Consider the following 15,359-nt stretch of genomic DNA (forward strand, 5'->3'; position numbering starts at 1 on the left):
CAAACATCTACATTGAAATCCTCAGTAATAGGCCATTTTGACTAACTTTTATATATAAACCAGTACAAGCAAAAATACCTACTGAACATAACCTAAGCCCCATAAACAAGATAAAATCTTTATTTATCAATACATTTAAAAAACCTATTCCATACAAACTCACCGCATACAGCCTAAATGGTGGGGATAACCATATAAAAATGTACTGTATCTTCCCAATGCCGACTTAAATCCCATTAACTCCGCAATAACTTGAAAGCATAGATAAAATCCCCTTTTTCATTGTGTTATCGACATTCAAGCTCCTAAAGCTGTCATAAAGACAATAATTGTCATATCGACAATAAAAATTCAGTATCAAAAAGACAATACACCATAACACAAAACTTGTATTTTCCTTTATTTTCAACAACAAAAACATTTGGCACGTATTACGCAATAGCAGGTGAAACGTATCAAAATGACGTTGCATCAAGGAGACTTATGAGCAAACAAAAACTCACCGCTATCGCACTATTAGTTGTGCTGATTGCTTCATTCACTGTCCTGCTGAGCATAGGCAGTGAAATTTATCGGGAAAAACCGCCGATACCCAACGCATTTACGGATGTAAATGGTCAGGTTGTGTTTAGCGAAAATGATATCGAACAGGGTCAATTGGTCTGGCGCTCCATGGGCGGCCATCAACTGGGGTCGGTTTGGGGACATGGCTCTTATGTCGCCCCAGATTGGACCGCCGACTGGTTACACAGAGAAGCCGAAGCTTGGCTCGATATTCGCGCAGAGCAGCAATATCAAACGCCGTTCGCCCAATTAAACTCCCAACAAAAAGCCGGGCTTGAGCAGGCATTAAGGGAAGATTTACGCCATAACAGCGTCGAGCCACAGGCCGATGGCACAGTGCTTATTCGCTTGTCTAACACTCGTATCGAAGCGATTAACAGGGTCGAGCAGCATTATCTATCCCTGTTTGGGAGCGATCCAGCGCTTAGTCATCTTCGTGAACAATACGCCATGAAAGAGGGTACAGTGCCCGATCTTGCCCGCCGCGAACAACTCAATGCGTTTCTTTTTTGGGGAGCCTGGGCGGCAATCACTGAACGCCCAGATGCCCCCTATACCTACACCAATAACTGGCCTTTCGATCCCCAGTTAGGCAATACACCGACCTCGGATAATATCGTCTGGTCGATACTCAGTATTGTGACCCTAATTGCGGGGATTGGCGGATTGATCTGGCACCATGCAAGCGGCAAACACGAAAGCCTGCCCAAGCCTTCGGAGCAAGATCCGCTGTTTTTCACTAAACCAACCGCCTCACAAAAAGCCGTTGGCAAATACTTCATCACGGCAATTGGTCTGTTTTTACTGCAAATTTTACTCGGCGGTATCACTGCCCACTATGCGGTAGAAGGCCAAGAATTTTACGGTTTACCGATTTCAGAAATACTGCCCTACTCAGTCACTCGCACCTGGCACACCCAATTAGCGGTATTTTGGATTGCCACGGCCTGGTTAGGTACTGGGTTGTATATTGCTCCCGCCTTATCGGGTTATGAGCCAAAATATCAACGTCTTGGCGTTAACGTACTCTGGGTAGCCTTAGTGGTCGTAGTGCTTGGCTCGATGGCAGGCGAATGGATTGGGGTACAGCAGTATTTTGACCTCGATATGAACTTCCTCTTTGGTCATCAAGGATATGAGTACATAGATCTTGGCCGAGTATGGCAAATCTTACTCCTCGTTGGATTATTGATTTGGCTTGCCTTAGTCACCGCCGCCATCAAACCTGCCCTCAAAGTGCAAGGCGAGATGCGCCCTGTTATTTGGGTACTCTATGCCTCCTGCGTGGCGATTGGTTTGTTCTATGGCGCCGGCCTCTTTATGGGTAAACACGCCAATTTAGCGATTGCAGAATACTGGCGTTGGTGGGTAGTACACCTGTGGGTTGAGGGCTTCTTCGAAACCTTTGCCACCGCAGTGATCGCCTTGATGTTAGTACGTTTAGGGTTAATCCGCGGCCGCAGTGCCAACGGTGCAGTGTTATTTACAACGGTGATCTTCTTAACCGGAGGTTTGATTGGCACTCTACACCACCTTTACTTTACTGGCACACCGACCTCGGTGATCGCTTGGGGCGCCATCTTCTCCGCCTTAGAAGTTGTTCCCCTCGCCATTATTGGTTTTGAAGCCATGGAAACCTACCGCCTGCGTAAAGCCTGTGGCTGGATGCAACGTTATCACTGGGCGATTATGTTCTTTGTGGCTACCGCGTTTTGGAACTTGGTCGGTGCCGGTATGCTAGGCTTCTTAATCAATCCACCTATCTCGCTCTATTACATTCAAGGATTAAACACCACGGCCACCCATGGTCACGCCGCCTTTATGGGAGTTTACGGTATGCTCGGCATGGGCTTGATGCTCTTCTGTCTGCGGGGCCTCACCGGCAATATGCAGTGGAATGACAAAATGCTCAAAGGCGCCTTCTGGAGCCTCAATATTGGGCTAGCGGCTATGGTGTTCATGTCGTTATTACCCGTGGGGATTACGCAGTTTTTTGCCGTCATCGACCATGGATATTGGTTCGCCCGCTCGCCAGAAGTGATCCATAGTCCGCTGGTTGAAAGACTGGTTTGGATGCGCATGTTCGGGGATGTCATCTTCGGTATCGGTGGTCTCTTAATGGGCGCCTTCTTGCTCGATTTGATCAGAAAAGCCCTGAATAAACCAGCCAAACTACAACAGGAAGTCTTACAAACAAATCACTAATCACAGCGATAAATCCGGTCTGACCAAGGTGTCGTTTAGGCACCTTGGTTGCCGATTTTTTATAGCTTGCGCCGTTTATCGTCCACCACACTTTTATAGCCATACCGCATTAACGGTTAGCAGTGTCTAAATAACCTGTGTCAATATAACAATCAATGGTATAAATCAGAGAAGCCTCGCTGCAGGAGTTTTTATGGCCCTTAGTCAAACCGACCTTACCCGTATCGCTCTGGATATCACCTCTGGTTTAGCCCACAGGGACCGCTTCACACGCTTGCTCGATACGGTGAGAGCTAACCTGCACTGTGATGCGGCAGCACTACTCACCTTCCATGGACACTATTTTACCCCGCTGGCCATCGACGGTTTAAACGAGGATGTGCTCGGCAGACGCTTTATCCTGAATGAGCATCCAAGGCTTGAGGCCATAGCCCGTGCGGGGGATATAGTGCGCTTTCCCGCCGACAGTGAACTTGCCGATCCCTATGATGGTTTGATCCCCAATCAAACCGGGGCACTGAAGGTCCATGCCTGTATCGGACTGCCTTTATTTGCCGACGAGCAGCTTATCGGCGCCGTGACTATCGATGCCTTTAATCCTCTACAGTTCGACCAATTCAGCAATACTGAGCTTCGCAGCTTAAGTGCGATTGCCGCAGCATCCTTAAGCAACGCCCTGCTGGTTGAAAAGTTGGAGCGTATGGCACTCAATAGCCACTCGACCCATGTGCAGGAAAAAAGCCCCAACCTTAACCACGATGCCGAAATCATCGGTAACTCGCCCCAGATGCAAAGCTTAAATCGGGAGATAGAAGTTGTTGCCCATAGCGACCTTAACGTACTGATTTTAGGCGAGACTGGAACGGGCAAAGAATTAGTCGCACAGGCAATACACCAAAAGTCCGCGAGACAGCACAAACCCTTGGTTTATCTCAATTGCGCGGCGCTTCCTGAATCGGTTGCCGAAAGCGAGCTCTTTGGCCATATCAAAGGTGCGTTTACCGGCGCCATCAGCCATCGCAGCGGCAAGTTTGAAATGGCCGATAAGGGCACACTCTTTCTCGATGAGATTGGCGAGCTGCCACTCACGCTTCAGGCCAAGTTGCTGCGGGTACTACAATATGGCGATATTCAAAAAGTGGGCGATGATCGCAGTCTTAAAGTCGATGTGCGTATCATTGCCGCCACCAATAAAGATCTTAAAACTGAAGTGCTTGCTGGTCGCTTTAGGGCCGATCTCTACCATAGATTAAGTGTGTTCCCCCTGCTGGTGCCGCCCCTGCGGGAACGTGAGCAGGACATCACCTTGTTGAGCGGATTCTTTGCCGAGCGATATCGGCAAAAGCTTGGGATGAAGCAGCTTAACTTCAGCCCCAGTAGCTTAATGTTGCTCAATCAGTATTCTTGGCCGGGCAATGTGCGTGAGCTCGAGCACGCCATTCACAGGGCAACCGTGCTGGCGCGCGTCTCGGCACAGGATGGCTGCTGCACCATAACGCCACAACATTTTGATTTACCGTTTAAACAAAGCTCTGTAGAGACAAACGCATCGACAAGCTTAAGCGTAAACGAAACACAGCTTCGCCCGTTAGAAGGAGCCAGTTTAGCCCAAGCGACCGACGCCTTTCAGCGAGACTTCATCAAACAAGTGCTCACAGCACATAATGGCAATTGGGCCGCCTCGGCCAGAACCTTAGGACTCGACCCTGGCAATCTGCATCGCCTCGCAAAACGCTTAAGGCTAAAATAAGTGATAAATACGCCGTACGGATCATATTTCAGTTGAAATAATGGCCAAAATAAGGAAGGATGCGAGCTTCGCGCGCCAGTGCACTTTGCCCGACAATTTGCCGCCCTGTTTTGGGGAGAAAAAGCCGCGTAAAACAGGTTATTTTATTAACAGGAATCGTAGTATCCGCTTATGAGTATGCTTCGCACCACAGCTTTATTATTGACTCTGGTTTTTCCGAGTCTTTCCGCTTTAGCAACGGAATACCCTTTACCGTCTTCGAAGAGTCGGTTAGTTGGCGAGAACCTGTATTACACAGTGCCAGAGGGTAAACACACCCTCGAAGATATTGCCGCTAAATTCCAACTCGGTCTAAGCAACTTGCTGGAAGCAAACCCTGGCGTGGATCCTTTCCTACCAACACCAGGCAGCAAGCTATTAATTCCTCAACAGCTCATTCTGCCAAATGCGCCGCGTGAAGGCATTGTCATCAACGTCGCCGAAATGCGCCTGTATTACTATCCAAAAGGTAAGAACACCGTTGAAGTGCTGCCAATCGGTATTGGTCAGATTGGTAAAGATACCCCTGAAAACTGGGTCACCAGTGTTCAACGTAAACGCGCTAACCCAACTTGGACACCGACACCACGTATTCGTAAAGAATATGCGGCAAGGGGCGAAATTCTGCCTGCGGTATGGCCAGCGGGTCCCGATAACCCAATGGGACTCTACGCGCTCTACATTGGTAACTTGTATGCCATCCATGGTACCAACGCCAGCTTCGGTATTGGTTTACGTGTCAGCCAAGGCTGCGTGCGTTTACGCCACGATGACATTGAACACTTATTCAAAACGGTACCAGTGGGTACCCGAGTACAATTTGTGAACCAACCGATTAAAGCGACCGAAGAGCCAGATGGTAAGCGCTACTTAGCCGTGCACCAGCCACTGTCACGCACCATTGCCGAGTTTGAATCAGCAGAGCCAGTCTCTCTGACCTTACCGAAAGAAATCGCCAAGTTTATTGCTAAGGCCGATACCGATTCAGCAGTGATTAAAAAGCTGCTCGATGAGCGTACAGGCGTGCCAACGATTATTAATCAGTAATCGGCGAGCGTAATCGTCAGCAGCGGTTAATACCGCTGCGCCCATAAAAATACCCGCCTAGGCGGGTATTTTTGTTTCAATCGAAATAGAACTTATCGAATCAATCGCATAATGGTGCGCAAAGGGCCAAGAAATGGGTCATTGCCGCGCTATTTGCCAAGACGCGTTGGTCGAAGTTTTGCAGTGCTGGTGTTTCGGTACAGGCACCGACACGCGCGCCGCTACGCACTAAACACGCCTCAAATGAGGTATCGAAGTGGTTGAAAATGAGGCCATCTTTAACTGGGCAACCATCAATTTCACCATCTTCTGCGATAGGGAAATAGCCACCTAAGGTATCGCGTAAATCGATACTAAAACGTCCTGGCACTTGGCTTGGCTCGAAGGAATACACATAAGCATCACGGCTCAGCACGTCCTCATGGCAGGTTAAAATACCGTCACGGCTCGCCGCGATCAGTAACTGCGCATGGTCTAACAGCAGTTTACCTTCGACCGAGGTGTTCTCATTGGCCTTAGGTTTACCATTTTCAAACACGAAACCACGGTTAGGGTTTTCGCCAAACTTGTTAAATCGATGACCACGCTTAAAGCCTGTTGGATTCACCAGAGGCAGAATGCTCAAATTCACCCGTTCGAATAAATCGGCCGATGCCTCACTTAAAAAGTGCAGTAAGCCCCAAGGACCTGCCGATTCTTCACCGTGAAACCCTGCGCTGATCAATAACGAAGGTAAGCCAGATTTGGCGGCGGGAGATTGATACAGACTAACGCTGTACTTGCCGACTTCACCGAGTTTTTTCTCAACCATCCCCAAACGGGACATTTCCTGCTCAAGCTGTAGATAAAAATTATCGATATCAGTGCTTTCACAGTTAAAAATATCGCTTTTCCACTGAAAGGATTCGAACGGAGATCTGCTTACCATATCTTGTACTTATGCCAGAAAAAGAACTGTGCCATCATAGCAGTTCTTTTAAAAAACTGAATGCTATTCAACTGATTTAGATGAAATCAGACGAGTGGGTTAGCCTGCTTACCAACCACACGGATGAAAGCCTTCAGCGGGTAATTTAGATAGGATGCTAAATGAGACCATACCTTAGCGGTTATTTTGGCCTAGTTATCGCGTTGCTTAGCCCTTCACTTAAGGCGCAGTGCCAGATAACGGGCGCCGAGCGACTGTATCAACTCGAGTCGCAAATTGAGACTTACACTTTGGCCAATGGCCTCACGGTACACCTCTTGCCGCAAGCGGATATGCATACCTTGACCATTGCCAGCCAGTTTAATGTCGGCGCACGCAATGAGACCAAGGGCCAAGCGGGCTATGCGCACTTATTCGAGCACATGCTCTTCAAGGGCAGCGAGCTGGCTCCCGGCGACAGCTATGCCCAGCAGTTAAGTGCTCTTGGGGCGCGTTTTAACGCCAGTACCCACTTCGATTACACCAATTATTACGTCACTCTACCCAGCCAAGCCCTCAACTTAGGGCTGTTCCTCGAGGCCGATCGTTTTATTCGCCCCGATTTGAACCAGACTACGGTGAAAAATCAGCAGGAAACCGTGCTCCAAGAAATGGCGCAAACCATAGATAACCAGCCCTATGTGCGCAGTGCGATGGAGTTTCTGCTAGAGCAGGTTAAGGATACGCCCTATGGCCACGGCATTATCGGCAGCCGCGAGGATATTACCGAGGCGAGTCCCGAGCGTTTAACCGCCTTTCACCGCGACCATTATCGCCCCGATGCGATGCAGTTATCCTTAGTCGGCAAGCTTCCCTCCGACGTTAAGTCGCTTATAGCACAATACTTTAATGCTTGGCCCACGCCTGAACAGTCCATAGCTGAATTTGATGAGCTGAAAATCACTCCCAAACCCGTGCATGCAGAGCTTATCGATGAGCGCGGTCCTTGGCCTGGCTTACTGCTCGCCTGGCATACTGTGGGTAAAAATCATCCCGACGCCGCCGCTATTCGCCTGCTTGAAGGCGATTTATTCCAAAATACCCGCAGCGCCATAGCGCAAATCAGCCAGCACGATCCGGCACAAATGTTGAGTTATTCACTGCCCTTTGAGCTGGAAAATCATGGCATAACCAATCTGGTCTTAGTGCCTAGGGCCAAAACCTCCCTCGATGACTTAACGGAAAAGGTTTTAGGCGTGGTTGCCAAAGTGCAGCAGACACCATTGAGCGACGCAAAACTGTGCCAACTCAAACAAAGCTGGCTGAACAATCAGTTAGCGCTGCTCGATAACACTCAGGCACTTGCCACCCTACTATCCGCTACGGCGAAACAAGACCAAATGCATCCTTTAACGGCCCAGTGGCAACGGATTAACTCCGTTAGTGCAGAGGATATTCAACGGGTTGCCACGCGATACTTAACTACCAATCTGGTCAGGGTTGACCTGTTACCGCCTTGGTATATCCGCGTAGGAAAGACATTGTTGGAGTGGCTGCCATCGGGTGTGAGCGATAGCCTTGAGGACGCGGTACTATGATAAAAACGATTTCATTCACTAGATTGGCAATAGTGCAAAATCTCCTTAAAGGCCTAAAAGCCATGAGCCTTGGCCTTATCGGTATCTCGCTAATGGCCTGCCAACAGACCCAGCTTAACTTTACCGCCACCCAAGCGCCCAGCTTGGCAAGCTTCGATACCCCAACTCAGCTACCGGAGGTGGGGCTGATCCGCCTGCCCACGGAATCGGCGTTTATCGATGTGGTGCCCGATGGCTTAACACTCCCCTACCAGCTCCACACAGCACACAGCAGCCAAGGGCTGAGCAATAGGGTGAGCCTCGTCGCCATCAGTCCCAGCATGCCCTTCGAAAATCCAGATATTTTACAGTTCGCCCTGCAGGAGAAAGCCCGCAGTCTGGCGTTCAACCAACCCGATGCCTGCCTTGAAACCTTCGAGACTCGCGTTACCCTGCACAGTATCAATCTGAGCCTAGCCTGCCCCATGCCGGTTAATCATCTCTACCGCCTATTGATACAATTTTGGCAAGCCGATGCGTTTAGTGAACATGGAGTGGCAGCGGTCGATATCGACAATATCCGCCGCCAATTGAAACTCAATAAGCACTTAAATGCCTTTAGTGGCGTCGAAATTGATAAAGTCTGGCGCGATAAACTCCTTGGTGCGGCACATCCCTATAATCAGAGCATCAATAATCAGCCACTGTACGACTCTCTCACCTTAAGTGAACTGTCGCAATTGCAGCAGCGCACGTTTGCCCAAGCAAAGTGGCACCTGTTTTTAGAAGGCACAGAGGCCGCAGAAGCCGAGTTTGATCTCAAGCAAAGCCTCGCCCAGTGGCCGAGCGATACAAACTCAAGCTTGCCAACGGCATCAACTAAACCAAAGCCACTTAATCGGGCGACGTCGTCGATAAAGCAGTCCCACACTATCTATCTGATTGATGCGCCGGGGAGTGTACAAACTCAGGTACGGATCGGTTATGCCCTCGACGATAAACACTTATCAGCGCAGGATATCCCACTCGCTTGCCGCAGTTTGGCCGCCATCTTGGGACGCAGTTTTTCGGGTCGACTCTATTACGACTTACGTGAACAGCGCGGCTTAACCTATGGCATTTACGGCCAATGCGCTAATGCCCCGCTCGCCACCAGCATCAAGTTTTATGGCAGTACGGCGATAGAGCACACGGGCGCCTTTGTGGTGGGGATTTTAGATCATCTAAAGCTGCTAGCCTCTACGCCCGCGAGCGAAGAGGAAATTGCCGCCCTTAAAACCTATCTGATTGGTGAAGCACTGTTAACCCAAGATAATCCCAGCCAGCGCGAAACCCAGTTTATTCATCAACTGGTGTTGGGATTAGATCCCCAGTCAGGCCAAGCGATGAACGCAAAGCTGCAGGATCTGACGCCCACTCAGTTGCAGCAATTAACTCAGCAAGCCTTTAGCGGCGAACCTTTGGTGATTTTACGGGGGGATGTCGATAGGATAACGGCCGACCTCACCCACAAGCTGCCGGGCTGGCAGCTAGAGGTGGTCAAAGTAAACGATTAATTTTTAGAGTTTACCGCTAGGTACATCGCTCGCCGTGCCCTGTTGTAACATCTGGGCATGGCCTTGCTCCATTTGCGCTAAGTCTTCCATAGCTGCGCCAGAGTCCATATTAGGATGCCCTTCGCTTGGATGTTCTGGATTGCTGCCATCGTGATTATCTAATCCCATGGCTGAAGCCGTTTGCGTGTCGTTATCGCTTGCTGCAGCGCTATCATTGGCGAGCGAGTCATCTTTCACGGGTGATGGCAGCAAAGTTTCACCGCCCTCATTCTGCGCGCGCAAATTCTCACGATTCTGTGCCTCGCCCTTGGCAGTATTTGCTGTAATGGCCGCTGGTTGACCAAGGGTGCTTAGCCAAGAGGTTAACTTTGCGGGTGTTATGACACTGACCAGCACAATGACGGCTGCAGCCGCGGCGCCATAGGGTAACCATTTGCGCGCACCCGGCTGATTATCCCGAGCATACAAGGCGTTAGTCTGAGCGGTTTTGGTATTTTTGGCTGCGCCCTCTGGCGCTAAGGTTTGTAATAGCTCGGGTAGATGTTCCAACTCTTGGCCGATAACACGCTGACCGATAAATTGACCGCCCTCATAAATTTCTAATTGGTGGCTAAGCACTTCGCCCTCGACCGTGCCAGAGCTGACAATCACTAATTTATTACAACGCACCTTGCCGCGAAAAACTCCGCAGACTTTCAGTTCATCACAGCTGAGCTCACCCGAAACTTCGCCACCAAGCTCGATTTTAATCTGTCCGGCGCAGCGGATATTTCCCGCTAATTTCCCCGCAACTAATGCCGTGCCCGCCAGTTGCATCTCGCCCTCAATGGAGGTTGAGGCACTGATAAAAGTGACACCATTACCTTTGCTACCCATAGGTTTAATTCCATATCATTATTTTTGTGAAAAAGATGTTAAGTGAAAATACCTGAAGAATAAAGCATTGGATTCCCTTGATATTTGACTTGAGTCGGTTTTAGGTAAGATTTTAGTCCGCTAATTAACTGTGTTAGGCTGGCAAGGTTTTTCAGCAGACTTAGGCTTAGCACCTCACACAAAATAAGCCTAAGCTTGCTGCCGCAAAGGGATAACACTGACTCAATTGATGACAAATTCCATGGTCTTAAACCCACTCACAACGGCAACCGCCCCCCAATCACCTCAGGCCATTTATCAGGCCAAAATCGGCGCCGAGCTGATTGAGGATCCCGCGCAGGCACAGGCGGTACTCGCCTTAGATAAGCTGTATCAGCAGATTATTGGTCGAACAGACGCTCAGCCAATCAAAGGCTTATATCTGTGGGGTGATGTTGGCCGGGGTAAAACCTTTCTTATGGATTTGTTCTTCGATGCCCTGCCACAACAGGGAAAGCTTAGATTGCACTTTCATCGCTTTATGGCGCGGGTGCACCAAGCCTTAAAGGAACATGCGGGGCAGCGCGATCCGCTTAAGCTGATCGCAAAAAATCTAGCGCAGGAGTGCAAGGTACTCTGTTTCGATGAGTTTTTTGTCTCAGACATAGGGGATGCCATGATCCTCGCCGGTTTGTTTGAAACCTTGTTTGCCCAAGGGGTGGTACTTGTCGCCACATCCAACATTCCCATCGAGCGCTTATATGAAAATGGCCTCGCCAGACACAGATTTTTACCCTGCATTGCCCTGCTCCAAAGCCATACCCAAATGCTGCATCTGAATGGCGAGCAAGACCACAGGTTGCACGCCTTGAATCACGAGCCATCGGCAGAGGCCATTGCCGCCACCTCAAAGCATATTGGGCTGACTGGCACACTGGATTTCGAGGCCATTTTTACGACGCTGACGCATGGCGTGCCCGCGTTTGAAGCCAGTACACTGCGTATCTGTCAGCGGGATATTCCCGTCGTGCGCGCCACTGCTGAAAACCAGCAGCCTTCGGTCGCTTGGTTTGATTTTCATGCCCTGTGCGATGGCCCGCGCTCGCAACTCGACTATATTGAAATTGCGAGCCGATTTAAGGTGTTAATGCTAAGCAATGTGCCAAGACTCGGGGGCGAAGTAAAAGGTTGGATCCGCGCCCGCGGTACTGAAGATGGCACAGGCGACAACCAAGCAGCCACCACGGGAGAGCGGCAACTGTCCTATGCCGCTAACGATGACCCAGCGCGGCGTTTTATCAGCCTTATCGATGAGTTATACGATCAAGGGGTGAGCTTATATTTAAGTTGCGACGTGCCACTGAGCGAACTCTACCAAGGCGGCGCCCTCAGTTTTGAGTTTCGCCGCACCTATAGTCGACTCATTGAAATGAGCCAACAAAGAGTAGAATGAGGGAAACGTCCATGGTCACGATTAACATCAGAAAAAAGCGAATATTTACCACAGTACTCCTCTAGACCTTGATAATGATAAAAATGACCTCAAAGGTGCACTTAAGATCGTGAAGCCACTTATGAATAAATCTAAGATCTACCGCAGAGTAGCAACTATGCCTATATCCATATCGATATATTGCGGTAAAACAACAGGGAAACGACGCAACTTTGGATGTAATAGATATCCTCATGTAAAGCACATTAGCGTTTAAGCAGTATTGTTACCCACTAAATCGCTGACTTAACTGCTGAATATCCGCAGCAACCCACTCAGGTTCAATACAGTCGGCAAGTTGGCTCGCCATAAACGACACCAACTGCATGGCAGCATAGGGTAAGCGTCTATCCTTGCGCCCCACCAGATACCAGTTACTCTCCAGTGGAAATCCGTTCACCGACAAGATTGCGGGTTTTTCACGCCCCTCTTGCAGGGTATGCGCCGAAATCACCGATAATCCTAAGCCCGACGCCACGCTTAAACGAATGGCCTCGTTGCTCTCAATTTGCATAGTGTCGCTCAAGGCAATCCCTTGGGCGCTACACCAAGACTCAAACATCAGCCGTGTGGCAGAGCCCGGCTCGCGCATGATAAAGCGCTCTTGTTTTAACTCGCTAAAATTGAGGTGTTGGCGCTCAACCGCCCAATGGTCCTTAGGGGCTATCAGTTGCAGCGGATTTTTAATGATCCGCGCCGATAACACATGCTCACCACTTGGGGGATGACTAAAGAGATATAAATCATCTTCTTGGCGCTCGAATCGCCCCAAAATATGCGCACGGTTGCCAATATTTAAGGTGACTTTTACCTGCGGAAATTGCCGATAGAAGGCCCCTAGAATCCGAGGCATCACGTATTTTGCCGTGGTCACTAGACCAATATTGATATGGCCCACACTGCCGCCCCTCGCCTGCTGGATAAAGGCATCAAAGTCTTCGAAACGACTCAAGGTATCGCAGGCGACCCGATAGAGCTCTTGCCCGACTAAGGTCGGCTGCATTCGCCCCTCTGCGCTTACCAATAGAGGCTCACCCAAAATATCGGCCAACTTCTTAAGCTGAAGAGAGACTGTCGGCTGGGTAAGATGCAAGGCGCGCGCGGCGGCCGAGATATTGCCAAGCCTGACCACCTGCACATAGACCTCGAGCAAGCGAAAGCTTAAGTGCCGAAGTTTAAGTTGGCCTTGGGATGATTTATCCATAGATTTTTATCTATACCTAATCTGCAAACAATTTATTTTTCAATATAGCGAATTGGGTTCAGAATCTCCAGCCATCGATGCCCGTGGAACTTTCTCGGCGCATTATTCTGTTGATGTCATGATTAATGAGATACTTATGCCAGATATTGTCATTGCGTTTTTCGCCTTAGGTTTACTCGCCGGTTTGGTTAAATCCGATCTTAAGGTCCCCCCCGCCATCTACGAAACCCTCTCGATTTTGTTAATGCTGACCTTAGGGCTTAAGGGCGGTATGGCGCTGCATGGTCATACCCAAAACCTAGTGATCACCGAATTGGTTGCCGTTGTCGCCTTAGGCTTACTGATCCCCTTAGTGCTTTACCCTGTGCTGACGCACTTAGTGCAACTCGGTCGAACCGATGCCATTAGTATCGCCGCCCATTATGGGTCGGTGAGCGCGGGCACCTTTGCCGTGGTTCTCGCCATGGTGGAAAAATCAGGGATGACATTAAGACCCGAAACCACCCTATACCTAGTGCTGCTCGAACTGCCCGCAATTGTGGTTATGCTCTGGCTGCACAGATACTTAAGCTCAAAACAGGCGGGGCAAGATGCCGCGCCAACGGCCCATAAATCCAGTGTGTTGCACGAGGCACTCACCAGCCGTGGCGTCGTGCTACTAGTAGGTGGTGTCGTGATAGGTTGGCTCTATGGCCCGACGGGACTAGCCCCTCTCACACCTGTGCTGCTCGGCGGCTTCAAAACCCTACTGGCACTGTTTTTACTGGAGATGGGCTTAGTCACGGCGAAAGTCTGTTTACCGCTGCCACTGCAACAATGGCGCCTGTTAGTATTTGCCACCGTAACGCCGTTTATCTTGGCATGGTGTGGTATCGGTGTCGGTTTGTGGTTGGAATTGCCCGAAGGCAGCATCTTAATACTTGCGGCCTTAAGTGCTAGCGCCTCCTATATTGCAGCGCCTGCCGCTATCCGCGCCGCGATTCCCGAGGCCAATATCGGTTTAGCGATGCTGGCATCGCTGGGGATTACCTTCCCGGTAAACGTGCTAATCGGTTTGCCCCTGTATCAGCACTGGGTGCTACAAATTACCGCTTAAACTTCGCCCATAAAAAAGGGAGACGACAGTCTCCCTTTTTAGCTTTTAAAGCTACTTATCACTGAACCAACGCCCAATCCACTAGGGCTTATGTAAGTGGTGCAAGGCTTTGTTTTCATACATAGCCCGGTCGGCGGTATCGAGTAAATCCTCAAGGTTCATATCGGATTCTGGCGACCAATGGGCAACACCGATACTGGTTTCTAACGGGCGCTGCTGCGGACGTTGCTGATTATATTGCTCAAGCAATAACTTAAAACGCTCGATGGCATAACCGACGGTGTCAGGCTGCACAAAACTGAGCAGCACCACAAACTCATCTCCGCCCAATCTGGCTATCACATCGGACTCTCTAAACGCTGCCATTAAAATATGGGCAAAATCATAGAGCACTTGGTCGCCCTTACGATGACCAAAGCTGTCGTTCACTTCTTTAAAAAAGTCGAGATCAAAAAACACTAACGCCGCTTTTGCGTTAGTACGTCGACAACTGGCAAGAGATTGATAGGCCAGCAGTTCGAACCCACGCCGATTAGAGATCATGGTGAGCGGATCTAAGGTATTTTGCGCGATAAACAGCAGCTCGGCCTCAACCATTTGCCCCAGATCCGTTAAGGTTTCAATGTCATCGTCGCTAAACTCCCGCGGCTCATTGCCGATTAAACACAGCGTCCCGACCCGATATTCCCCTTGAATGGTAAGAGGATAACCCGCATAAAACCGGATATGCGGAGGCTCGGTAACTAAGGGGTTATCGAAAAAACGGGGATCCTTGAGGGCATCGTTAACGATAAACACGCCATCATGGTTAATAGCATGGGCGCAAAAGGAAATATCCCTTGGAGTTTCAGTCACCTCTAACCCTTGGCGAGACTTAAACCACTGACGATTCGCGTCGACTAGGGTCACCACGCAAATCGGCAGGGCAAAGATCCGCCGCGTTAGCCGAGTGATCCTGTCGAATCTCTCCTCGGCATCGGTATCGAGTACATTCAGCGCCCTTAGGGTGGCTAAACGTTGTAACTCATTCTCAGGAATGGGAGGTAGTTGCATAGTACACTCCGCTA

The 15,359-nt window shown here is 49.7% G+C and carries 11 protein-coding genes; 7 read left to right on the forward strand and 4 right to left on the reverse strand.

The features are described from left to right. The first annotated feature begins 483 nt into the window (after positions 1 to 483). The 3 genes from L2713_RS01155 to L2713_RS01165 all read left to right on the forward strand — a co-directional run bounded on the left by L2713_RS01155 (position 484) and on the right by L2713_RS01165 (position 5,605). Positions 484 to 2,769: a nitric-oxide reductase large subunit gene (locus tag L2713_RS01155; protein WP_248966574.1), complete on the forward strand. Its 2,286-nt coding sequence runs from the start codon at positions 484 to 486 to the stop codon at positions 2,767 to 2,769. Positions 2,770 to 2,962: 193 nt separating this feature from the next. Then, the gene (norR, locus tag L2713_RS01160) at positions 2,963 to 4,519 is read left to right on the forward strand and encodes a nitric oxide reductase transcriptional regulator NorR (protein WP_248966575.1); all 1,557 of its coding nucleotides are present in this window, start codon (positions 2,963 to 2,965) and stop codon (positions 4,517 to 4,519) included. 171 nt (positions 4,520 to 4,690) lie between these two features. After that, a complete protein-coding gene (locus L2713_RS01165) occupies positions 4,691 to 5,605 on the forward strand; it encodes a L,D-transpeptidase family protein (protein WP_011715987.1) in 915 nt (304 codons plus the stop codon). Between the two features lie 100 nt (positions 5,606 to 5,705). Here the strand turns inward: L2713_RS01165 and L2713_RS01170 are convergent, their stop codons facing one another. After that, positions 5,706 to 6,533, reverse strand: coding sequence for an N-acetyl-ornithine deacetylase (locus tag L2713_RS01170; protein WP_248966576.1), 828 nt, complete (start codon positions 6,531 to 6,533; stop codon positions 5,706 to 5,708). A 161-nt stretch (positions 6,534 to 6,694) separates the two neighbouring features. On the opposite strand from L2713_RS01170, the gene L2713_RS01175 reads away from it, so the two are divergent. Both L2713_RS01175 and L2713_RS01180 read left to right on the forward strand, forming a co-directional pair. Further along, a complete protein-coding gene (locus L2713_RS01175) occupies positions 6,695 to 8,110 on the forward strand; it encodes a M16 family metallopeptidase (RefSeq protein WP_248966577.1) in 1,416 nt (471 codons plus the stop codon). Further along, on the forward strand, positions 8,107 to 9,645 hold the full coding sequence (locus L2713_RS01180; RefSeq protein WP_248966578.1) for a M16 family metallopeptidase: 1,539 nt from the start codon (positions 8,107 to 8,109) through the stop codon (positions 9,643 to 9,645). The genes L2713_RS01175 and L2713_RS01180 overlap by 4 nt, the downstream gene beginning before the upstream one ends. A gap of 3 nt (positions 9,646 to 9,648) precedes the next feature. On the opposite strand, the gene L2713_RS01185 is transcribed toward L2713_RS01180, so the two are convergent. Further along, positions 9,649 to 10,521 carry a bactofilin family protein gene (locus tag L2713_RS01185; protein ID WP_248966579.1) on the reverse strand — a complete coding sequence of 291 codons (873 nt, stop codon included), beginning with the start codon at positions 10,519 to 10,521 and terminating at the stop codon, positions 9,649 to 9,651. A 229-nt stretch (positions 10,522 to 10,750) separates the two neighbouring features. On the opposite strand from L2713_RS01185, the gene zapE reads away from it, so the two are divergent. After that, a complete protein-coding gene (gene zapE, locus L2713_RS01190; RefSeq protein WP_248966580.1) occupies positions 10,751 to 11,953 on the forward strand; it encodes a cell division protein ZapE in 1,203 nt (400 codons plus the stop codon). 265 nt (positions 11,954 to 12,218) lie between these two features. Here zapE and L2713_RS01195 read toward each other — a convergent pair whose 3' ends face one another. After that, positions 12,219 to 13,196 (reverse strand): LysR family transcriptional regulator, encoded by a 978-nt coding sequence (locus tag L2713_RS01195; protein WP_248966581.1) that lies wholly within the window; start codon positions 13,194 to 13,196, stop codon positions 12,219 to 12,221. 136 nt (positions 13,197 to 13,332) lie between these two features. Between L2713_RS01195 and L2713_RS01200 the strand changes: the two genes are divergently transcribed. Continuing rightward, entirely contained in the window at positions 13,333 to 14,292 is a 960-nt protein-coding gene (locus L2713_RS01200; RefSeq protein ID WP_248966582.1) for a sodium-dependent bicarbonate transport family permease, read from the forward strand. Between the two features lie 81 nt (positions 14,293 to 14,373). Here the strand turns inward: L2713_RS01200 and L2713_RS01205 are convergent, their stop codons facing one another. Then, the gene (locus L2713_RS01205; RefSeq protein WP_248966583.1) at positions 14,374 to 15,345 is read right to left on the reverse strand and encodes a GGDEF domain-containing protein; all 972 of its coding nucleotides are present in this window, start codon (positions 15,343 to 15,345) and stop codon (positions 14,374 to 14,376) included. Positions 15,346 to 15,359: the final 14 nt, after the last annotated feature.

Source organism: Shewanella seohaensis (assembly GCF_023283775.1).
GTDB lineage: Bacteria > Pseudomonadota > Gammaproteobacteria > Enterobacterales > Shewanellaceae > Shewanella > Shewanella seohaensis.